Source organism: Streptomyces chlorus (assembly GCF_042655885.1).
In the GTDB taxonomy this organism is placed as follows: Bacteria; Actinomycetota; Actinomycetes; order Streptomycetales; family Streptomycetaceae; genus Streptomyces; species Streptomyces chlorus.
Map to the genome: position 1 here is coordinate 39,717 of NZ_JBHSOA010000028.1, position 21,493 is coordinate 61,209.

Annotated in this window: 20 protein-coding genes and 1 pseudogene; 12 read left to right on the forward strand and 9 right to left on the reverse strand. The window is 68.6% G+C overall.

The features are described 5' to 3' along the window. Window positions 1-231 precede the first annotated feature (231 nt). From dnaK to ACFPZI_RS14145, 5 genes are all read left to right on the forward strand, one after another. Window positions 232-2,079, forward strand: coding sequence for a molecular chaperone DnaK (gene dnaK / locus ACFPZI_RS14125; protein WP_381363025.1), 1,848 nt, complete (start codon window positions 232-234; stop codon window positions 2,077-2,079). Beyond that, entirely contained in the window at window positions 2,076-2,747 is a 672-nt protein-coding gene (gene grpE, locus ACFPZI_RS14130) for a nucleotide exchange factor GrpE (protein WP_381363027.1), read from the forward strand. Before dnaK ends, grpE begins: the two co-directional genes overlap by 4 nt. 90 nt (window positions 2,748-2,837) lie before the next feature. Next, entirely contained in the window at window positions 2,838-4,034 is a 1,197-nt protein-coding gene (gene dnaJ, locus ACFPZI_RS14135) for a molecular chaperone DnaJ (protein WP_381363028.1), read from the forward strand. A gap of 5 nt (window positions 4,035-4,039) precedes the next feature. Next, window positions 4,040-4,492 (forward strand): heat shock protein transcriptional repressor HspR, encoded by a 453-nt coding sequence (locus ACFPZI_RS14140; RefSeq protein WP_381363029.1) that lies wholly within the window; start codon window positions 4,040-4,042, stop codon window positions 4,490-4,492. A 572-nt stretch (window positions 4,493-5,064) separates the two neighbouring features. After that, window positions 5,065-6,171 carry a sugar ABC transporter substrate-binding protein gene (locus ACFPZI_RS14145; RefSeq protein WP_381363031.1) on the forward strand — a complete coding sequence of 369 codons (1,107 nt, stop codon included), beginning with the start codon at window positions 5,065-5,067 and terminating at the stop codon, window positions 6,169-6,171. Window positions 6,172-6,338: 167 nt separating this feature from the next. On the opposite strand, the gene ACFPZI_RS14150 is transcribed toward ACFPZI_RS14145, so the two are convergent. The 6 genes from ACFPZI_RS14150 to ACFPZI_RS14175 all read right to left on the reverse strand — a co-directional run bounded on the left by ACFPZI_RS14150 (window position 6,339) and on the right by ACFPZI_RS14175 (window position 10,403). Then, complete coding sequence (locus ACFPZI_RS14150) at window positions 6,339-7,520, reverse strand: DUF418 domain-containing protein (RefSeq protein ID WP_381363033.1); 1,182 nt, start codon at window positions 7,518-7,520, stop codon at window positions 6,339-6,341. Then, window positions 7,517-8,413, reverse strand: coding sequence for a hypothetical protein (locus tag ACFPZI_RS14155; RefSeq protein ID WP_381363034.1), 897 nt, complete (start codon window positions 8,411-8,413; stop codon window positions 7,517-7,519). Before ACFPZI_RS14155 ends, ACFPZI_RS14150 begins: the two co-directional genes overlap by 4 nt. Further along, entirely contained in the window at window positions 8,370-9,326 is a 957-nt protein-coding gene (locus ACFPZI_RS14160) for an ABC transporter ATP-binding protein (protein ID WP_381363036.1), read from the reverse strand. Before ACFPZI_RS14160 ends, ACFPZI_RS14155 begins: the two co-directional genes overlap by 44 nt. Continuing rightward, window positions 9,319-9,585 carry a hypothetical protein gene (locus tag ACFPZI_RS14165; RefSeq protein WP_381363038.1) on the reverse strand — a complete coding sequence of 89 codons (267 nt, stop codon included), beginning with the start codon at window positions 9,583-9,585 and terminating at the stop codon, window positions 9,319-9,321. Before ACFPZI_RS14165 ends, ACFPZI_RS14160 begins: the two co-directional genes overlap by 8 nt. 63 nt (window positions 9,586-9,648) lie before the next feature. Then, window positions 9,649-9,867 (reverse strand): hypothetical protein, encoded by a 219-nt coding sequence (locus ACFPZI_RS14170; protein ID WP_381363040.1) that lies wholly within the window; start codon window positions 9,865-9,867, stop codon window positions 9,649-9,651. Window positions 9,868-10,196: 329 nt separating this feature from the next. Further along, complete coding sequence (locus ACFPZI_RS14175) at window positions 10,197-10,403, reverse strand: response regulator transcription factor (RefSeq protein WP_381363217.1); 207 nt, start codon at window positions 10,401-10,403, stop codon at window positions 10,197-10,199. A gap of 456 nt (window positions 10,404-10,859) precedes the next feature. Between ACFPZI_RS14175 and ACFPZI_RS14180 the strand changes: the two genes are divergently transcribed. Continuing rightward, window positions 10,860-11,900, forward strand: coding sequence for a helix-turn-helix transcriptional regulator (locus ACFPZI_RS14180; protein WP_381363042.1), 1,041 nt, complete (start codon window positions 10,860-10,862; stop codon window positions 11,898-11,900). Here the strand turns inward: ACFPZI_RS14180 and ACFPZI_RS14185 are convergent. Next, window positions 11,863-12,867, reverse strand: a complete 1,005-nt coding sequence (locus tag ACFPZI_RS14185; RefSeq protein ID WP_381363044.1) for a helix-turn-helix transcriptional regulator — start codon at window positions 12,865-12,867, stop codon at window positions 11,863-11,865. The genes ACFPZI_RS14180 and ACFPZI_RS14185 overlap by 38 nt on opposite strands. Window positions 12,868-12,876: 9 nt before the next feature. Beyond that, entirely contained in the window at window positions 12,877-13,854 is a 978-nt protein-coding gene (locus ACFPZI_RS14190; RefSeq protein ID WP_381363046.1) for a helix-turn-helix transcriptional regulator, read from the reverse strand. A gap of 161 nt (window positions 13,855-14,015) precedes the next feature. Between ACFPZI_RS14190 and ACFPZI_RS14195 the strand changes: the two genes are divergently transcribed. The 5 genes from ACFPZI_RS14195 (at window position 14,016) to ACFPZI_RS14215 (ending at window position 19,388) form a co-directional block, all read left to right on the forward strand. Beyond that, window positions 14,016-14,198, forward strand: a complete 183-nt coding sequence (locus tag ACFPZI_RS14195) for a hypothetical protein (protein ID WP_381363047.1) — start codon at window positions 14,016-14,018, stop codon at window positions 14,196-14,198. 3 nt (window positions 14,199-14,201) lie between these two features. Beyond that, on the forward strand, window positions 14,202-14,537 hold the full coding sequence (locus ACFPZI_RS14200; protein ID WP_381363049.1) for a hypothetical protein: 336 nt from the start codon (window positions 14,202-14,204) through the stop codon (window positions 14,535-14,537). Window positions 14,538-15,193: 656 nt separating this feature from the next. Further along, window positions 15,194-17,791 carry an ATP-dependent chaperone ClpB gene (gene clpB / locus ACFPZI_RS14205; protein ID WP_381363050.1) on the forward strand — a complete coding sequence of 866 codons (2,598 nt, stop codon included), beginning with the start codon at window positions 15,194-15,196 and terminating at the stop codon, window positions 17,789-17,791. Between the two features lie 172 nt (window positions 17,792-17,963). Then, window positions 17,964-18,494, forward strand: a complete 531-nt coding sequence (locus tag ACFPZI_RS14210) for a type III secretion system chaperone family protein (protein WP_381363052.1) — start codon at window positions 17,964-17,966, stop codon at window positions 18,492-18,494. A 339-nt stretch (window positions 18,495-18,833) separates the two neighbouring features. Next, window positions 18,834-19,388 carry a Uma2 family endonuclease gene (locus ACFPZI_RS14215; protein ID WP_381363054.1) on the forward strand — a complete coding sequence of 185 codons (555 nt, stop codon included), beginning with the start codon at window positions 18,834-18,836 and terminating at the stop codon, window positions 19,386-19,388. Window positions 19,389-19,419: 31 nt separating this feature from the next. Here ACFPZI_RS14215 and ACFPZI_RS14220 read toward each other — a convergent pair. Further along, a pseudogene (locus tag ACFPZI_RS14220) lies at window positions 19,420-19,857 on the reverse strand (aminotransferase class I/II-fold pyridoxal phosphate-dependent enzyme); the annotation flags it as partial. Window positions 19,858-19,880: 23 nt separating this feature from the next. Here ACFPZI_RS14220 and ACFPZI_RS14225 point away from each other — a divergent pair. Continuing rightward, on the forward strand, window positions 19,881-21,326 hold the full coding sequence (locus ACFPZI_RS14225) for a recombinase family protein (protein ID WP_381363056.1): 1,446 nt from the start codon (window positions 19,881-19,883) through the stop codon (window positions 21,324-21,326). The last annotated feature ends 167 nt before the right edge of the window (window positions 21,327-21,493 follow it).

Genomic DNA, 21,493 nt, shown 5'->3' on the forward strand with positions numbered 1-21,493 from the left:
GCGGGACCGGCGGGACCGCCGAGGCGGCCGCGACGGCACCGTCGATGCCGCCGGCGACCCGCTCCCGGTGGGTGACTCCCGCCTCATTCTCGTGCGGAGTCGCAGGTCAACGTCTGGTTGCGCGTAAGGAGCGGATAAGAGTTGAGTCCAGCCGACTCAGCTCTATTGACCCAGTGCCGGACGTCAGGCATGCTTGAGCCTGTTCCACTCAAGTCAGCTGGAGGAATCGAAATGGCACGTGCGGTCGGCATCGACCTGGGCACGACTAACTCCGTCGTCAGCGTTCTGGAGGGCGGCGAGCCCACCGTCATCACCAACGCCGAGGGCGCCAGGACCACGCCTTCCGTCGTCGCCTTCGCGAAGAACGGCGAGGTGCTGGTCGGTGAGGTGGCCAAGCGTCAGGCCGTGACCAACGTCGACAGGACCATCCGGTCGGTCAAGCGCCACATGGGCACCGACTGGAAGATCAACCTGGACGGCAAGGACTTCAACCCGCAGCAGATGAGCGCCTTCGTGCTCCAGAAGCTGAAGCGGGACGCCGAGGCGTACCTGGGCGAGAAGGTGACCGACGCGGTCATCACCGTCCCGGCGTACTTCAACGACGCGGAGCGTCAGGCGACCAAGGAGGCCGGCGAGATCGCCGGCCTGAAGGTGCTGCGCATCGTCAACGAGCCGACGGCCGCCGCCCTGGCGTACGGCCTCGACAAGGACGAGCAGGTCATCCTGGTCTTCGACCTCGGTGGCGGTACGTTCGACGTCTCGCTCCTCGAGATCGGTGACGGCGTCGTCGAGGTGAAGGCCACCAACGGTGACAACAACCTCGGTGGTGACGACTGGGACCAGCGCGTCGTCGACTACCTGGTCAAGCAGTTCCAGTCCGGGCACGGCGTGGACCTCGGCAAGGACAAGATGGCGCTCCAGCGCCTCCGCGAGGCCGCCGAGAAGGCCAAGATCGAGCTGTCCTCGTCCACCGAGACCACGATCAACCTCCCCTACATCACCGCCTCCGCCGAGGGTCCCCTGCACCTCGACCAGAAGCTGACCCGCGCTCAGTTCCAGCAGCTGACCGCGGACCTGCTGGAGCGCTGCAAGACGCCGTTCAACAACGTCGTCAAGGACGCCGGCATCGCGCTGTCCGAGATCGACCACGTCGTTCTCGTCGGTGGCTCCACCCGTATGCCCGCCGTCGCCGAGCTCGTCAAGGAGATGACCGGCGGCAAGGATGCCAACAAGGGTGTGAACCCGGACGAGGTCGTCTCGATCGGCGCCGCGCTCCAGGCCGGTGTGCTCAAGGGCGAGGTCAAGGACGTCCTGCTGCTCGACGTCACCCCGCTGTCCCTCGGTATCGAGACCAAGGGCGGCATCATGACCAAGCTGATCGAGCGCAACACCACGATCCCGACGAAGCGCTCCGAGATCTTCACGACGGCCGAGGACAACCAGCCGTCGGTGCAGATCCAGGTCTACCAGGGCGAGCGCGAGATCGCCGCGTACAACAAGAAGCTCGGCATGTTCGAGCTGACCGGTCTGCCGCCGGCGCCGCGTGGCGTCCCGCAGATCGAGGTCTCCTTCGACATCGACGCCAACGGCATCATGCACGTCACGGCGAAGGACCTCGGCACCGGCAAGGAGCAGAAGATGACCGTCACCGGCGGCTCCTCGCTCCCGAAGGACGAGGTCGACCGCATGCGTGAGGAGGCCGAGCGGTACGCGGAGGAGGACCACCAGCGCCGCGAGGCCGCCGAGTCCCGCAACCAGGGCGAGCAGCTCGTCTACCAGACCGAGAAGTTCCTCGCGGACAACGAGGACAAGGTCCCCGGCGAGATCAAGACCGAGGTCGAGGCCGCCGTCGCCGAGCTGAAGGAGAAGCTCAAGGGCGAGGACAGCGCCGAGATCCGCACCGCCACGGAGAAGGTCGCGGCCGTCTCCCAGAAGCTGGGCCAGGCCATGTACGCCGACGCGCAGGCCTCCCAGGCCGCGGGCGGCGGGGCCGGTGCGGGTGCCGGTGACGGCAAGGCGGACGACGACGTGGTCGACGCCGAGATCGTGGACGACGAACGTAAGGATGGTGCGGCGTGACCGAGGAGACCCCGGGCTTCGACGAACAGTCGCAGCAGCCCGACGTCCCCTCAGGCGTTCCGGTCGACGACGCCGAGCCGAAGGCCGCCACCCCCTCCGCGGAGGAGGCGGCGGCCCCGGCCGGGGACTCGGGGCCCGATGCCGGGCTGGTGGCCCAGCTGGACCAGGTGCGTACGGCGCTCAGTGAGCGCACCGCGGACCTCCAGCGGCTCCAGGCCGAGTACCAGAACTACCGCCGCCGGGTCGAGCGCGACCGGATCGCGGTCAAGGAGGTCGCCGCGGTGAACCTCATGACCGAGCTCCTGCCCGTGCTCGACGACATCGGCCGCGCGCGGGAGCACGGCGAGCTGGTCGGCGGGTTCAAGTCCGTCGCCGAGTCGCTGGAGTCGACCGTGGCGAAGATGGGCCTGCAGTTGTTCGGCAAGGAGGGCGAGCCCTTCGACCCGACGATCCACGAGGCCCTGATGCACTCCTACGCCCCGGACGTCACCGAGACGACGTGCGTGGCGATCCTGCAGCCCGGGTACCGCATCGGCGAGCGCGTCATCCGCCCCGCGCGGGTGGCGGTGGCCGAGCCGCAGCCGGGTGCCCAGCCGGGCAAGCCGGCCGAGGAGGGCACCGAGGCGGCGGCGGACGACAAGGAGACAGGTGGCCCTCAGGAGGGCTGACGCCTTCGCCGGCGTCCGCACGCCGGCGAAGGCGGGCAGGACAAGCAGGTCAGGAAAGACCGGCAGGGCAGGAGAGGAGGGACGGCGGGGATGAGTACCAAGGACTTCATCGAGAAGGACTACTACAAGGTCCTCGGCGTCCCTCAGGACGCCACCGAGGCCGAGATCAAGAAGGCGTACCGGAAGCTCGCCCGCGAGTACCACCCGGACGCCAACAAGGGCAACGCCAAGGCGGAGGAGCGGTTCAAGGAGATCTCCGAGGCGAACGACGTCCTCGGTGACCCCAAGAAGCGCAAGGAGTACGACGAGGCCCGCTCGCTCTTCGGCAACGGCGGCTTCCGCGCGGGGCCGGGGGCGGGCGGTGCCGGGTCGTTCAACTTCGACCTGGGCGACCTCTTCGGAGGCGGCCAGGGCGGTGCTCAGGGCGGCGGCCAGGCCGGCGCCGGCGGCTTCGGCGGCGGGATCGGTGACGTCTTCGGCGGACTGTTCAACCGCGGCGGCACGGGCACCACGCGTACCCAGCCCCGGCGCGGCCAGGACATCGAGTCCGAGGTCACCCTGAGCTTCACCGAGGCGATCGAAGGGGCGACGGTCCCGCTGCGGATGTCCTCCCAGCAGGCCTGCAAGGCCTGTTCGGGCACCGGCGACAAGAACGGCACACCGCGCGTGTGCCCGACCTGCGTCGGCACCGGGCAGGTCGCCCGGGGCAGCGGCGGCGGCTTCTCGCTCACCGACCCGTGCCCCGACTGCAAGGGCCGCGGCCTGATCGCGGAGGACCCCTGCGACATCTGCAAGGGCAGCGGCCGGGCCAAGTCCTCGCGGACGATGCAGGTGCGCATCCCCGCGGGAGTCAGCGACGGCCAGCGGATCCGGCTGCGCGGCAAGGGCGCTCCGGGCGAGCGCGGCGGCCCGGCGGGCGACCTCTACGTGGTCGTGCACGTCGGCAGTCACCCGGTGTTCGGCCGCAAGGACGACAATCTCACCGTCACCGTCCCGGTCACCTACCCGGAGGCGGCGCTCGGCGGCGAGATCCGCGTCCCGACGCTCGGCGGTCCGCCGGTCACGTTGAAGCTGCCCCCGGGGACACCCAACGGGCGGACCATGCGGGCACGCGGCAAGGGAGCGGTCCGCAAGGACGGCTCGCGCGGTGATCTGCTGGTCACCGTCGAGGTGAGTGTTCCCAAGGACCTTTCGGGGAAGGCTCGTGACGCACTGGAGGCGTATCGCGAGGCGACCGCGGATGAGGATCCGCGGGCGGAGCTGTTCCAGGCCGCGAAGGGAGCTTGAGGGCGATGGACGGTCGTCGACGCAATCCGTACGAACTGACGCAGGACAGTCCGGTCTACGTCATTTCGGTGGCAGCCCAGCTCTCCGGGTTGCACCCGCAGACGCTGCGTCAGTACGACCGTCTGGGGCTCGTCTCGCCGGACCGCACCGCCGGCCGGGGCCGCCGCTACTCGGCCCGTGACATCGAACTGCTCCGTCAGGTGCAGCAGCTGTCGCAGACCGAGGGCATCAACCTGGCCGGCATCAAGCGCATCATCGAACTGGAGAACCAGGTCGCCGCGCTCCAGGCCCGGGTGGCGGACCTGGAAGGTGCCCTGGACGGCGTGGCGGCGACCATGCGTCAGCGCGAGGCGGCGGTGCACGCGTCGTACCGCCGGGACCTGGTGCCGTACCAGGAGGTCCAGCAGACCAGCGCGCTGGTGGTGTGGCGGCCCAAGCGCCAGCAGCAGCCCGACTGACGGCCGGCGCGGTGCACATGGCCCTCAGGGCCCTCACGGCCCGCGCCTGATCGCCGTCGGTCGGCGGCCGGACAGCTGCCGACCGCCGACGGACATCCGGTGCCCGGTATCCGGTGACTGGTGGCCGGATGCCGGCGACCGGCGACCGGCGACCGGCGACCGGCGTGAAAACGTCGGCGCGGTGCGGTGGCGCCTTGACGAGAGTGCTCCCGTGTGACAGCCCCGGTCCGACGGGGACATTCCGTTTGACGCAAAAGTGAAGTGCCCGGAAGGCCTGGAGGGTCCGTCGAACCTCCAGGCCTCGCCTGTGCGTGCACTGTTGACGGCTAGTCAGCCGGAACTCCGTGCGCCCCCGCGTACGCCCCGCGCACGGCTGTGAGCAGCACGTGTATGCGCGTGTAGAGGATCTGTGCGAGTCTTTCGCCGAGCCCACACGACTTCAGCGCACGGTGCTGTGTTCATCTCGTTAAGTAGTTGGTCTTGACGCCAGTGGTCGCTGGAGCGTTGGCTTTTCAGTCACATGGGCCGCAATGTTGTGCCCACGTCCAAAACGCACTGAAGTGAGCCCTCGTATGCGTCGTATCGCCATATCGGTTGCCGCCACCTCGATGTCCGTCATGCTCGCCGGCTGCGGCGCACTCAACGTGACAGGGAGCAGTGACGGAGCGAGCCCCACCAAGGGGAACGATGTCACCATCGGGCTCCTGCTGCCGGAAACGGCCAACACCAGGTACGAGCATTTCGACTACCCCATCTTCAAGAAGAAGGTGGAGGAGCTCACCAGCAACAAGGGCAAGGTCGACTACGCCAACGCCGATGCGGACGCGGACAAGCAGTCGAGCCAGATGCAGCAGATGATCGAGGACGCGGTCGACGTCATCGTGCTGGACGCGGTCGACGCGCACGCCATCGCCGGGGACGTGACGAAGGCCAAGGACGCGGGCATCCCCGTCATCGCCTACGACCGGCTGGCCGAGGGCCCGATCGACGCGTACATCTCCTTCGACAACGAGCTGGTCGGCGAGGTCCAGGGCCGCTCCCTGCTGGAGGCGCTCGGCGGCGACGGCGGGGTCACCAGCAAGATCGTCATGATGAACGGCTCGCCGACCGACCCGAACGCCAAGCAGTTCAAGGCCGGGGCGCTCTCGGAGCTCAAGGACGCGGTGACCATCGCCAAGACCTACGACACCAAGGACTGGAAGCCGGAGAACGCCGAGGCCAACATGGCCGAGGCGATCACCGCGATCGGCGTCGGCAACATCGCCGCGGTCTACTCCGCCAACGACGGCATGGCGAGCGGCGTCATCAAGGCGCTGAAGGCCGCCGGGGTGACCGAGATGCCCCCGATCACCGGCCAGGACGCCGAACTCGACGCCGTGCAGCGGATCCTCCTGGGCGACCAGTTCATGAGCGTCTACAAGTCCTACCCGACCGAGGCGGACAACGCCGCGGAGATCGCGGTGGCGCGGATCCAGGGCAAGGCCATCCAGTTCGACGCGCTGACCGGCGACCGCGTCGACAGCCCCACCGACAAGGACATTCCGGCGAAGCTCGTGCCCGTGGTCGCTCTGACCAAGGAGAACATCGCGGACACGGTCGTCGCCGACGGGATCTACAAGCTCTCGGACATCTGCACGGCCGCCTACAAGGAGGCGTGCGACAAGGCCGGGCTGAAGTAGCCTTCCCGCCCCGGCCCTCGGGCCGTGGAACGTCCTGCCGGGGAGCGCGGATCACCGCGCTCCCCGGCAGTGCTGTTTCCGCACGCCCCCGCACCGCCGGTCCGCGGCCGGCAGGGCGGGAACCGTCGGTGTTCGGCCACCCCGCCCTCCGGGAGACCGTGGATCTCTCACCGATCAGCACGTCTTCGTGGCGGGCCCGCCAGGGTGATGGTCCGGAGCAGCCACTCGGCGGGGCCGTGCCGGAAGCGCCGCGACCATGCCGTGCTGATCGCGAGTTGAAGGCCGTACACGGCGCACACGAGCACCATCAGTGCGGCGGTACCCATGCGCCCGTAGAGAGAGAAACCGTACGCGGTCGCGAGGACGGTCAGGATCACGGACTGCGTCAGGTAGTTCGTCAGTGCCATCCGGCCCGCTGGGGCGAGCCACTGCCGGACTCCGTCTCCCCGTGACGAGCGGAGCAGGAGCAGCAGCAGGCAGGCGTAGGCGCACGTCAGGGCGGGAGCCGTCAGTATTCCCACGCCAAGTCCCAGGTACTGCCATCGCTCACCGAGCGGCCCCAGCGAGGCGGATGCGAAGAAGAGCGCTCCCGGCCCCCCGATGATCAGTCCGACGGTGGCGCACCGGATCAGCTGGGAACGGGACGTGCCGTCGTGCGAGAGCAGGGACCGCTTGCCTGCGGCCAGCCCGAGGAGGAAGGCGGCGAGAACCCCCGGGGCCATGATGAGGACACCGAGGACGGCATCCGGGAATCGGTCCAGATTCGCCTGGAGGACCGTTCCCGCATCGCCGCGGTATGCGCTCACGGCTTCTGCGATCTTCCCTTGATCGACGCCACTCCTGTGTGGGTCGAATGCCGCGAGTGCGCCCAGACACGTCAGGACGACACCGAAGATCCCGTAGATCCAGGCGGCGGTCTTCACCGCGGTGGCCGGTGTGATCCGCCCGGCGCACAGGAGGACCAGTCCGAGGAGGCCGTAGGTCATGAGGATGTCGCCGTTGTACAGCAGCACGGCGTGCACCAGGCCCAGCGACAGCAGGCCCAGTGACCGGCGCAGGAAACGTGGTGTGAAGTTCGCGTTCTCCCGGTCGGCCGAGGCCGTCTGGAGCGTGAAGCTGTAGCCGAACAGGAACGAGAACAACAGGTAGAACTTGGTGGTGGCCAGTGCCGTCACCAGCCACATGGCGAAACTGTCCACAAAGGCCGCGCCGGGCTCGCGAACCCCTTCCGCCGCATAGGGATCCATGATCTGCGCGCTGTTGACCATGAGGATGCCCAACAGCGCCAGTCCCCGGAGTGCGTCGATGCCGGGCAGGCGCCGGGCGGTCACCGATGTGCTTGGGCTCACGAGGCCGCCCGCCGCCGGTAGCCCAGCCATCCACAGCACGCGAGAACGGTCGCGTAGAAGCAGAATGTGCTCAGACCTGTCAGGGGGGCCAGGTCACTGCCGATCAGCGCCCTGGTGAACCCGTCCGGTTGCTCCGCGCCGTTCATCGCCGCCCGGGCGGCTGCGAACGGGAGCCAGGACCGGACCTCGTCGGCACCTGTGACGGATGCGACGGCCAGGCCGAATATTCGCTCGAGGAGAAGCGGCCACAGGATGATGGAGAGCACCGCCACCAGTCGGCTTCGGACCAGCGAGGCCAGGCCTCCGGCCAGTATCGGCAGGAACGTCATGACGATCAGGTACCTCAGCAGAGGGCCGAAGGCCGCCGGCCAGTCGGGCTGTGGCAGCCCTCGCACGGCGAGGGCGGTCGAGCCTGCGGCGATGCCGAGGCCGAGGGCAACGGTGGAACCGGTCAGCGCGCCCAGCGCTCCCACGAGGAGTTTGGCCGCATACGACAGACCACGGCTGCCCACCGTCAACCAGGCCGTGCGCGCCGTCCGGTGCCTGAACTCCGAGGCGATCGGGCCGGTTCCGAATACGAACACCAAGAGCCAAGCGTTGAGGGGGAGTTGCATGGCGATTGCGTTGAACTGCAGTGTGTCGACCAGCCGGGCGACCTCGACAAAGGGCTGCCCTCCCCTCTCCGGCTCGGCTGCCTCCATCGGGAGCAGCACGCCGTTGAGCAGAGCCAGAACGGTCAGCGACCCCAGCACGGCCCAGGTTGAGCGCAGGCCCTTCAGCCTCAGCCATTCGAAGTCCACAGCCCGTTTGAGCGCGGTCCCGGCCAGGGGGACGACCGGGACCGCGCGATCATGGGTGGCGGTATCCGCCTCGTTGGTCACCAGGGGACTCATCGGCTCTCGTATTCCTGATCGGCAACGGAAAGGTAGAACTCCTCCAACGAGGTCGCCCGCTCGTCCAGCCAGTGCAACGGCACCGAGTGTTCGGCCGCCAGGTCTCCGACCCGGAATCTCGACAGTCCTGTGATGTGGGCGGTACCGGGACCGGTGACGACGAGGGTCCCCCTCGCTGCTCGACCAGTTGCGTCAACTTGTCCAGCGCGGGGCTCTCCACGCCGACTCGTCCGTGAGCGATTTTGGAGAGATCCGCCATGGACGTGTCGGCGACGACTCGGCCTCTCGTGAGGACGACGACCTCGTCGGCCAACTGCTCCATCTCGGCCAGCTGATGGCTCGACACCAGAACGGCGCGACCACCGTCGGCGAAGTCCCGGAGGAAGCCACGCAGCCAACGCACGGAGTGAGGGTCGAGTCCGTTGGTCGGCTCATCGAGGATCAGGACGCGGGGATCGCCCAGGAGCGCCTGCGCGATCGCCACGCGCTGCCCCATGCCGAGGGAAAGACGGCCGAGGCGCAGCCTGGCGGCCTCCTGCATGCCGACCCGGCTCAGGATCTCGCCCCCACGTTCATCCGGAACGCCGATGCCGGCGGCGACCATCCTCAAGTGCGTCCGCACCGAGTGCTCGGGGTGTCCGGCGACGCCGCCGAGAGCTGCGCCGACCACCTCGGCCGGAGCGCGCCACTGCGCGAGGGAGCGCCCCATGAACAGCGTTTCACCCTCCCCCGGCAACAGGCCGAGCATCATCCGGATGGCCGTGGTCTTTCCCGCCCCGTTGGCCCCGAGGAATCCGGTCACCCGGTGCGGGGACAATTGCAGGGAAACATCGGAAAGTACTCGGCGGCCGCGGAAGTCTTTGGTCAGGCCCCGGGCGGTTGCCAAAGGTGACGGGGCTGCCGGATCAGCCATGGTTCAACCAGAAGAGACATCCGGACACGATGAGCAGGGTGAACGAAAACAGAGCGCCGATGCCGAGCTTTTCTCGCCGTGCCAGACACCAGAGGCTCATGCCCACGGGCGGTATCCAGCCGCAGTAGTAGAGAACCCAGCCGGCCGTTCTCGCGCTCTCGGTATGAATGAAAACAAACGAAATGAAAGAAGCGCAGACGAATAACGCCGCCATTCCCCACATGTTGTCCGCGACTGCCTGTCCGAGCGGCTTCTTCATACGTTCTTCCTCTCATGGAGCGGGGTTCCTCCCCGAGGTCGGGAGGAACCCCGCTTCGTTCGATCAGACGACCTGCTGGACCAGCCAGGCGATCAGCTCACTGATGATGTAGCTCGGCGACGCCTTGATGGCCCACTTGAAAGGATTGAGGTTCGAAAGGCTGTTGACCCACCTGTCGAAGGCGGCCTTCCCCTTCTTCGCGGCCTCCACGGCTGCCTTGAACAGCGGCTTGCTCTTCTTGAGCAGCGTCTTGAGCGCGCCGAGCTTGCCCTGCGCGACCACCTCACCCTCCGCACGGCCGCGGCCTCGGAGCTGAGTTCGACCTCGGGGTACACCTCCACCGTGGCCGACGGCGCTGCGGCACTGTGTGACGACGCGACAGTGGCAACAGTCCGATGAGCAGAAACGGCCGACGCCGCGGGTGCAGCCACCCCCAGAGCCGCAGCGGCCACCACCGAAGCAGCGATCATGCGTGTCTTCTTGTGCATAGTCCCTCCCCTTAATCCCCTTGGGGCGCCCCTGGCGGGTCGCCCAGCCGGCCTGTCCGGCCGACGGGAATCAAGGTGCCGTACGGGAGACTGTTCTGCCCATTGGACCTTGGGGCATAGCCCTTACGGGCACTTCTCCAAGAGACATGCCTTCACTGTGCAGGTTGGAGACCAGGGCTGCTTCGAGGCGCGTTTGAATGCCCGTTTCCGCATCAGGCTTGTCAGGTGTGCTTTCACGGTGCGTTCCGCTATGCCGAGCCGCCTGGCGATCACGAGATTGGATGGACCGTCAGCGAGAAGTGTGAGGACCTGTCGCTCTCGGTCCGTCAGCTGATCGAAATCGAAATCCTGTGAGACGCGGAGGCGATTTTTCGCGTTCTGGGTCGTCCTGGGTCGTTCTGGCGCCGCTCGGCGTGACGGTGATTTTCGTTCTGTTTTCCTCCTCGGAAGGAATCGCGGGACCTGCTTTGTCGGTCGATTCGTTGGCGTCCCACCTGGTCACAGTGGTTTTCCCCTTCCCCGTGGTGCGTCGGTGCGGTGACTGCCACCGTGGTCGCGGCAGCGTCAGGTGCCCGACGGAATCCCTGGGCGATCATCGACAATCGCATCACTGCGTGCCCGGACACCACCCTCATCTTGTTGTCATGAGACGTGTAGCGGGGGTTGATATACGGTGATTTGCAGGAGGAAAAGGGGCTCCTGTGTGGCCGAGCCGTGTTGCGGAGCAGGGTGTGTCCGCGCATAGTTGCGCATCGGAAAGTGGCTGAACCGGGGGTGGGACGGGCAATGGCGGGGCGCGGGACGGACGAGCATCCGCATGGTGCTGACCGACTGTGCGACATCGGGGATCGCGTGTATTCCCGGGCCGTACGGCGCGGGCGGGTGCCGCGCCGGGACGCGGAGCCGGTGCCCTGCCTCCTGGACCTGGCCCTGCTGCACCCGGATCCCGACGCCATGGACTGGCTGGTGCCGACCGCCCCGCAGGAGGTCATGACCCGGCTGCTGCGCGGGATGTACGACGAGGTCAGCGCGAGCCAGCGCCGGGTGGGTTCGGCCGTCGAGGCCTTCGAGTGGTATGCCGGCCTCGGCCACCAGGGACCCGCCTCCCCCTCGGCCACGGAGGGCCCGGCGATCCGGGTGCTGGACGGTGTGGCCCGTATCCAGGCCGCGATGGACGAGGCGACGCAGGCGTGCACCACGGAGGTGCTGACGGTCCAGCCCGGCGGCATCCGGCGCGAGGCGGAGCTGTCGGAGGGCCTGCACCGGGCGACGGCGCTGCGCGGGCGCGGGGTGCGGATGCGGGACCTCTACACGCATGTGGCCCGGCACGGCCAGGGACTGCACACGTACCTGGAGCTGATGGGCGACGCGGTGGAGGCACGCACCCTGGACGAGGTGACCGAGCGGCTGATCCTCTTCGACCGCACGGTCGCCTTCATCCCCGCCAACGCCGAGCGCTCGATGGCCCTGGAGCTGCGGCACCCGGCGCTGGTGGAGTACCTGGGCACGGTCTTCGAGCGGCTGTGGCGGCTCGCCCTCCCGCTGGCCGCCCCGCTCCCCGACACCGGCATCGAGGGCATCTCGCACCGGGAGCGGTCCATCGCGGCGCTGCTGGCGGAGGGCCACCAGGACGCGGTGATCGCGGAGCGGCTGGGGATCAGTGTGCGCACTTGCCGGGCCCACATCGCCCGCCTGTCGGAGACGTTGGGCGCGGCCAGCCGCACCCAACTGGGCGTCAAAATGGCCCAGGCCGGCCTGGACGGCCCGCCGCGATCGGCGGCGGCCTCCGTCACGGTTCCTGATCGAGGATCCCGGACTGCCCGATGAGGTAACCGAGCTGAGCCCGGCTCTGACTGCCCAGGGTCGTGGCGAGCTTGGCGATGTGCACGCGAGCGGTGCGGACGTTCATGCCGAGACGGTCGGCCATGACGGCGTCGGTGTGGCCTTCGACGAGGAGGCGGGCGAGGGCGCGTTGGCGGGGCGTGACGCCGTCGACGCTGGGCCGGCGAACGAAACGCGGGTACATCGGCGTGGCCAGATGCCAGAAACGGTCGAAGGCGGTGGCGAGGTAGTCGACGATCGTCGGGTGCCGGATCTCCAGCGCGACGCGGCCGTCACTGTCGGAGGGGACGAAGGCGACGGCCCGGTCGACGATGATGAGACGGTCGGTCACTTCGTCGAGAGTGCGGGCCTCCGCGTCCCCCTTCAATTGCTCGTATCGCGCGATGACCATCAATACGTGGCGTTGGCTGTGCGGGTACAGGGTACGGATACGGCCGCCGCGATCGAGGAAGGCCTGGTCGCGTTCCAGGGCGAGGGCCTGAGCCGCCACGCCGCGCCCGGAGCTGTAGTGGTTCCTGTGCGGCTGGACACACAGGAGTTCATCGGTTCCTTCCGCCAGAGCTTCGAAGAGGGCCCTGTTGATCCGTTCCGAGCCGCTGAGAACCCGGATCATCGGGGTGTCCGCCCCCGTTGTGCGGTGCCCGCCGATCCGCATGAGCGGCTGGAATGTCTCGGCCAGCCGCTCCTCGCGCCGCCGTTCGTCCGTGATCCGCACCTCGCAGGCCCGCAGCATCCGGTGAAGGGCGACGGTCGGTTCGACGGGCTCCAGGCGGTTCGGATCGTCGACGGCCGGATGCAGCAGCCCGAAGTCGACCAGGCAGGGAGCAGCACGCGCCTCCTGCGCGCGGACGTGCCCCTCACGCAGGGAACGGGCGTACAGCTCCACCCCCGCCCCGCACAGTTCCTCCGTTCCGTGGTCGTGCGACTCCGCCGTCACGTGTGGCTCGCTCATCCCCGGTTCTCAGTGCTCCTGTTCGAGGATCCCCGACTGGGCGATAAGGTAGCCCAGTTGGGCGCGGCTGCCACTGCCGAGGGCGGAGGCCAGTTTGGCTATGTGAGCGCGGCAGGTACGGACGTTCATGCCCAGGCGCCGGGCGATGGCCTCGTCGACATGGCCCTCCACGAGGAGCTTGGCGATGGAGTGCTGGATGTCCGTGAGGCCGTCCGAGGCCGGTTCGTACGGGGCGCCCATGCTCAGGGGGACCGCGCGGGTCCACATGAACTCGAAGACCTTGATCAGGTAGCGGACGAGGCCGGGGTGGCGCAGTTCCAGGGCGACCTGACGGTCGTCGCGGGTGGGGATGAAGGCCACGGTCTCGTCGCAGATGACGAGCCGCTCCACGAGCTCGTCGATGGTGCGGTACTCCACCCTGCTGGTGTCGAACCGTGCCACGTACGCCAGCGTCTCGGGGCTGTGGCGGGCGGTGTGCTGGTAGAGGGTCCGGATGCGCACCCCCCGCTCGGTCAGCTGCTGGTCGCGCTCCAGCCCTTGGGCGAGGGTGTGTTCCAGCCGACGGCCGCCCGGCTGGACGGTGAGCATCTCGGACCGGCACTGTGCGGTGGCCAGGTCGAGGGCGGCGTTGATCCGGTCGAAGCCCTCCAGCACCGTGATCGAGTGGGTGGTCATCGTCGTCTGGGCACTGAGGGCCATGAACGGTTCGAAGGCGTCGGCCAGTTCGATCGACATCCGCCGGCGCTCGGTGATCTCCCGTTCCAGCGGGTTGAGCCGGTGGGCCAGGGCCACCGCCGGGGATAGAGGGCGCAGCCAGGTGGGGTCGTCCGGGTCGGGGTGCAGCAGGGCGAGCTCCATCAGGCAGGGAGCGGGCTCCACGTCCGTGCGCGTGATGCGGCCGGCGCGCAGGGCGTCGGCATAGAGGCGGCTGCCGGCCTCGCACAGTTCGGTGACCGCATGGGGATGTGTCGCGTTGGTCTGATTCATTGTCAAATCTCCACCCCCCAGGGTCCTGAACATGCAGGAACATGATGCACCGATTGTGTGGCCACAACGTGCCCGAATGAGCCATCGTCGTACTGACGGGGGAAAAGGGTGATCTTCAAGTGAGGACGAAGCCGACTATGCGTAAGAGAACGCTTCGCTCGGTGCTTGTCGCCGCACTCTCCGCCGTCGTGGCCTTCGGCGTGCTGAGCGGCATGGCCGGCACGAAGGGTGACGTCCGGGCGGACAGCAGCTGGGGACCGGTGGTGGGCGCCAAGTCCGTGGTTGCAGACAGCAGTTGGGGTGTGGCCGCTCCCGTGGTCGCGAACGACAGTAGTTGGGGCTGAGCGATGACCACGCCTCCCGACGACCGATCCTTCCGCCGCGAGATGGCCACCGCCTACCGCTCCGGTTGGCACTTCATCGACCTGGTCACCGCCATCCCCCACAGCGGTGACTCCCTGATGGTGACCGTGTTCGGTGAACCGGTCGTCGTCACGCGCGAGGAGGACCAGGACGTACGGGCGTACCGGTGTCTGCGGCGGCCCCGTGGGGCGCCGCAACCCGTGCGGTGTGCCATCCGGTACGGAATGATCTTTGTGAACCTGGATCAACGGGACCATGAGCAGGTGGAGTCCGTCTCTCCCGCTCCCCGGACCCTCTCGGCCACCCCCCGCAGCGCCTGACGCGATTCCCCCGTCGTAAAAGATCGCGCAGGTGCTTCCCCCGGCAGTGGCGTCACCGTGACCTGAACACGGTGACGCCACTGCGCTTTCCGGGGACATTTCCGGGTATGGCCAGGATCGAGTGATGGCCGGAACCGGTCGTTGGACGATACGGATCTTCACCGCTGTCTCACCCCTGCCCCCTCGCGCGTGTGAGCGCGATTGCCATGATCTCCCGCGCCTGATCCGGTACCGGCGGTGCCCGCCTGTGGCGCCCTGCCCGCCGCACCTTTGCCGCGCGCCCCGGTCGTCCCGCGCGACGCACCGCCGCCCTCAGTGTCGCCCACCGCCGGCGGTTGTCGTCCTCCGCGTGCGGACCCGCCGTGCGCCTTTCGCGTCCGCGCCGCGCCTTCACGTCCGCCTCGTGCGGTGACGCTCGCCGTGCTCCGTTTTCGCCGTGTGCATGCCCGTGGCCGACGTGCGCGGGCGGTGGTCGCGCCGGAAGCTGGAATGCCCGGGAATCCGGGAGTGCGGGAGCCCGGGAACTCGACCGCTCCGGCCCTCCCCTCCTCACCTTGAGTGGAATAGACTCAAGTTTGTGTACGCTGGCCGAGTCAGCCAAGCCGAGCCAGCCCTGAAGGCCGCTGAACGGTGATCGCAAGGAGGAGAACGCGCACGTGGACGCCGAGCTGACCAATCGGAGCCGGGACGCGATCAACGCAGCCGGCAATCGGGCCCTGACCGGGGGACACCCCGACCTCACCCCCGCCCATCTGCTGCTCGCCCTGCTCGAAGGGCAGGACAACGAGAACATCACCGACCTGCTCGCCGCGGTCGACGCCGACCAGGCGGCCGTACGCGCGGGGGCCGAGCGCGTCCTCGCCGGGCTGCCGAGCGTCACGGGGTCCACCGTCGCCCCGCCCCAGCCCAACCGTGAGCTGCTCGCCGTCATCGCGGACGCCGAGGCGCGCGCCCGTGACCTGGGCGACGAGTACCTCTCCACCGAACACCTGCTCCTCGGCATCGCCGCGAAGGGCGGCGCGGCCGGCGAGGTGCTGGCCGGGCAGGGTGCCACCGCGAAGAAGCTGCAGGACGCCTTCCAGCAGACGAGAGGAGCGCGCCGCGTGACGACGGCCGACCCCGAGGGCCAGTACAAGGCCCTGGAGAAGTTCGGGACCGACTTCACCGAGGCCGCCCGCGAGGGCAGGCTCGACCCGGTGATCGGCCGGGACCAGGAGATCCGGCGAGTCGTGCAGGTGCTGTCCCGCCGCACCAAGAACAACCCCGTGCTCATCGGCGAGCCCGGCGTCGGCAAGACCGCCGTCGTCGAGGGCCTCGCCCAGCGGATCGTCAAGGGGGACGTGCCCGAGTCGCTGAAGGACAAGCGGCTGGTCGCGCTCGACCTGGGGGCGATGATCGCCGGGGCCAAGTACCGCGGCGAGTTCGAGGAGCGGCTGAAGACCGTCCTCGCCGAGATCAAGGACTCCGACGGGCAGATCATCACCTTCATCGACGAGCTGCACACGGTCGTCGGCGCCGGTGCCGGCGGCGACTCCGCCATGGACGCCGGCAACATGCTCAAGCCGATGCTCGCCCGCGGTGAGCTGCGCATGGTCGGCGCCACCACCCTCGACGAGTACCGCGAGCGGATCGAGAAGGATCCGGCGCTGGAGCGACGCTTCCAGCAGGTGCTGGTCGCCGAGCCGTCGGTCGAGGACTCCATCGCTATCCTGCGCGGTCTGAAGGGCCGTTACGAGGCGCACCACAAGGTGCAGATCGCCGACAGCGCGCTGGTGGCGGCGGCGAGCCTCTCGGACCGCTACATCACCTCCCGCTTCCTGCCCGACAAGGCCATCGACCTGGTCGACGAGGCGGCTTCCCGGCTCCGTATGGAGATCGACTCCTCGCCCGTCGAGATCGACGAACTCCAGCGCGCCGTGGACCGGTTGAAGATGGAGGAGCTGGCGATCGGCAAGGAGACCGACGCCGCCTCCCTCGAGCGTCTGGAGAAGCTGCGCCGCGACCTCGCCGACAAGGAGGAGGAGCTGCGCGGCCTCAACGCCCGCTGGGAGAAGGAGAAGCAGTCCCTGAACCGGGTCGGCGAGCTGAAGGAGAAGCTCGACGACCTGCGCGGCCAGGCCGAACGCGCCCAGCGCGAGGGTGACTTCGACTCCGCGTCCAAGCTGCTCTACGGCGAGATCCCCGGCCTGGAACGCGACCTGGAGGCCGCCTCCGAGGCCGAGGAGGAGGTCGCCAAGGACACCATGGTCAAGGAGGAGGTCGGCTCCGACGACATCGCGGACGTCGTCGCCGCCTGGACCGGCATCCCTGCCGGCCGTCTGCTGGAGGGGGAGACGCAGAAGCTGCTGCGCATGGAGGACGAGCTGGGCAAGCGGCTCATCGGTCAGAGCGAGGCCGTCCGGGCGGTGTCGGACGCCGTACGCCGCAGCCGCGCCGGAATCGCGGACCCGGACCGCCCCACCGGCTCCTTCCTCTTCCTCGGCCCCACCGGCGTCGGCAAGACCGAACTGGCCAAGGCGCTCGCCGACTTCCTCTTCGACGACGAGCGGGCGATGGTCCGCATCGACATGTCGGAGTACGGCGAGAAGCACAGCGTGGCCCGCCTGGTCGGCGCCCCGCCCGGCTACATCGGGTACGAGGAGGGCGGCCAGCTCACCGAGTCCGTGCGCCGCCGCCCGTACAGCGTGGTGCTCCTCGACGAGGTGGAGAAGGCCCACCCCGAGGTCTTCGACATCCTGCTCCAGGTCCTCGACGACGGGCGGCTCACCGACGGCCAGGGCCGCACGGTCGACTTCCGCAACACGATCCTGGTGCTGACGTCCAACCTGGGCAGCCAGTTCCTGGTCGACCCGCTGACCACCGAGGAGCAGAAGAAGGAACAGGTCCTGGAAATGGTCCGGGCCTCCTTCAAGCCGGAGTTCATCAACCGGCTCGACGACCTGGTCGTCTTCTCCGCGCTGACCAAGCCCGAACTGGAGCGCATCGCCGCACTGCAGCTCGACCGGCTGGGCCGGCGCCTCGCCGAACGCCGGCTCACCCTGGACATCACTCCCGAGGCGCTGGCCTGGCTGGCGGAGGAGGGCATGGACCCGGCCTACGGTGCCCGCCCGCTGCGCCGCCTGGTGCAGACCGCCATCGGCGACCGGCTCGCCAAGGAGATCCTGTCCGGCGAGATCAAGGACGGCGACACGGTCCGCGTGGACCGCGCCGGCGAGGGCCTCCTGGTGGGCCCGGCCACGGGCAAGACGCTGTAATACCCCCCAGGGGTACGGTCTCCATGGTTATCGGAATGTGATCATGGAGGCCGGCGCGTGGGGGTACCTCTCGGCCAGGCAGGTTGCCCGGCACGTGCCAAGAGAGAGAGGGTGGGACATACGTCTGGTCCCATCCACGGCCGGACGCCAGACGACCGCAGGAGTGTCCCAGATGTCCATCGACCCGTCCTCGATTCCTAGCTTCGGGGGCCAGCAGCCGGAGCCGCAGCCCCAGGGCCCCGCGGGCCCCGTCGTCCCGGATCAGGACCTCGTGAAGCAGCTCCTCGACCAGATGGAGCTCAAGTACGTCGTCGACGACGAGGGTGACCTCGCGGCGCCGTGGGAGCAGTTCCGTACCTACTTCATGTTCCGTGGGGAGGATGACCAGCAGATCTTCTCCGTGCGGACCTTCTACGACCGGCCGCACGGCATCGAGGAGAAGCAGCAGCTCCTCGAGTCGATCGACGACTGGAACCGCCGCACCCTGTGGCCCAAGGTTTACACCCACACCCATGACGACGGCACTGTCCGTCTGATCGGTGAGGCCCAGATGCTGATCGGCACGGGCGTCAGCCTGGAGCACTTCGTCTCGTCGACGGTCAGCTGGGTGCGGGCCGCGATCGAGTTCGACAAGTGGCTCGTCGAGCAGCTCGGCCTGGAGCAGGAGATCAACGAGGCGGAGAAGCCCGAGGACGACGAGTAGGAAGCCCTCCGCTTCCCGCCCGCGTACACGCGTACACACGAAGGAGCCCGATCCGGAACCGACCCCAGAGGTCGCCCGGATCCGGGCTCCTTCGGCTTCCCCACAGGCCCGCTGCCCGATCCTTCTCACGCGGGGCGGCAGAGGGCGTGGTCGACGAGGTCGCGCAGCGCGTTCTCCTGGCTTGAGCTGCCGCCACCGGGCAGCCTGCGCGCGATCGTCCAGGAGCATCGACGCGATCATGCACCCCGGGTTTCCCGAGGGGTGCACGCACACGGTCACAAGCGCGGCAGGGGAAAGCTCCCCCGCCGTATCCTGACCCCACACGGGAAGGAGCCGTCCATGAGTGTCGACGCGATCGCGCACACCGAGTTCCCCAAGGGGTACACGGTCCTGTTCGGGGCCGAGGGAAAGGTGATCATGACTCCGCAGAGCGAAGAGCACTCCAGCACCATCAGATCGATGCAGATCGACTCCGCTCTCGCTCTCGGCCGTCACGCGAAGGTCACCTCCGACGTCTACATCGACTTCCCCGCCGACGAGAACTCCGCCCCCGATCTGGCGATCCTTCGCGAGGACGCCCGTCGGGAAGGCAAGCGCTACAGCTTCGAAGACGTCCTGCTGATCTCCGAGGTCGTCTCGATCTCCTCCGCACGCAAGGACTACGACGACTGCACCACGAAGTACGGCCGCTACGGCATCCCCATCTACCTGGTCGTGGACCCCTACGCCCAGGAAGTCGTCCTCCACACCCAGCCGACCGCGACCGGTTACATCGCGGCCCACACCCACAAGTACGGCACGGGCAAGCTCCCCGTCCCCCTGGCCGACGGCCGCACCTTCACCCTTGACCTCGACGAACTCCCGCGTCCGGAGCCCGAGGTGGACGCCCGCTGACGTAGGGCTCCCGGCGACGCCGTTCGTGGGTTCAGGACGCCAGGCGCCGCAGCCGGCCGGCGGCTTCGTGGAGAACGTCGTCCTTCTTGCAGAAGGCGAAGCGGACCTGGCTGCGACCGGCTTCCGGGTCGTCGTAGAAGACGGATACGGGGACGGCGACGACACCGCAGCGTTCGGGGAGGGCGCGGCAGAAGGCGTAGGCGTCCTTCTCGCCGAAGGGGGCGATGTCGGTGGTGATGAAGTACGTGCCCCGGGGCTGGTAGACCTCGAAGCCGGCAGAGCGCAGACCGTCACTGAGCAGGTCGCGCTTGCGCCGGTGGGCTGCGCGGAAGTCGTCGAAGTACGACTCCGGCAGCGCGAGTGCCTCGGCGACCGCGTACTGGAACGGGCCCGCGGAGACGTACGTCAGGAACTGCTTCGCCGAGCGGACCGCCGTCACCAGTCCGGGTGCCCCCGTCACCCAGCCGACTCCTCGTTCGTACACTCATTCACATGTCGCGCAACAGGCCCACCAGGGGCATCTCCAGCACCACCGCCGGTGAGCCGGCGGCGGTCTACTGCCGCATATCCCAGGCGGACGACGACGACCAGACGGGCGTCGACCGCCAGGAGCGCATCTGCCGCGAGATCGCCGAGCGGCGCGGCCTCGTCATCAACCCCGCCCACGTCTTCGTCGACAACAGCCGCTCCGCCTGGAGCCGCAAGCGCAAGCGGCCCGGCTGGGACCGCTTGCTGGAGGAAGCCCGGAACCGCAGCTTCCGGCACGTCATCGCCTACCACCCCGACCGGCTCATGCGGCAGCCGCGGGACCTGGAGGAGCTGCTCCAGGTCTCCGACGACCACGCGATCACCCTCCACGGCGAGGCGAACCGGCGGGACCTCGCCGACCCCGACGACCGCTTCATCCTCCGCATCGAGGTCGCGCACGCCTGCCGCTCCTCGGACGACACCTCACAGCGGTTGAAGTCCGCCATGCAGGACCGGGCGCGGGAGGGCAAGCCGCAGGGCGGGGTGAGGCGGTTCGGGTACACCAAGGACGGGATGACGATCGTCGAGGAGGAGGCCGAGGTCGTCAGGGAGGTGTTCGACCGCTACCTGAAGGGGGAGGGCCCGGCACCGATCGCGAAGGACCTGCACAGCCGGGGTATCCGCACGGCCGGCGGCAAGGCATGGACCGGCGGCACCGTCCGCGCGCTGCTCGACTCCCGGCACGTCGCCGGAATCCGCATGCACCAGGGCGAGGAAGTCGGTCCCGGCACCTGGCCCGCGATCATCGACGCCGGAGTGTGGGCGGAGGTGCGGACGCGCCGCGAGTACCGGTCGGCGGTCTACCGGGAGGCGCTCGGCAAGCCCGCGCAGCGCTACTACCTGCTGCGCGGCCTGGTGATGTGCGGGCGGTGCGGGACGCTGATGTCCGGCACGGCCAAGGGCACCGGGCCTGTCTACCAGTGCAACCGGCGGGGCCGGAACGACGAGAAGAAGTGCACCCGGTCGATCACGGCCCAGACGCTGGAGGACTTCGTCGTGGACGCCGCGGTCGAGCTGCTCGGCAAGCTGCGGGTGGACGGCCGGCTCGCCAGCAGCAACCTCTCCGAGCGCGTGTCCGAGGAGCTGGAGGACGACCAGCGGCAGCTCGACGAACTCAACCAGATGTGGACCGCGAAGGAGATCTCCACTGCGGAGTACCGCAAGATGCGCAAGGAGATCACCGACCGGATCGCCAAGGCGCAACGCAAGGTCGTGGTCCGGCCGATGGTGCTCCTCGACGGCCTCACCGGCGCGGGAGCGCGGGCCGCCTGGGACGCCGAGGACATGACGGACGAGCGGCGCAACGCGGTGCTGCGGTTCCTCTTCTCCGGGATCGTCATCGACGAGCCGAAGAAGTTCGGCCGGTACATGGACTGGGACCGGATCAGCGTCGAGCAGAACCCGCTGTAGCAGGGCGAGGCCGGTGGAATCCGCCCTGCCGGCCGAGGTGATGAAGGGCGCAACATAGCCGACGATCGCCGGTTGGGGAAACCGGCGATTCTCCGGAGCATGGACGTCCCCAGCCTGCCCGCTGGCCCTCACCACACGCCGGTGGGCCGCCGATCGAACGCCGCCCT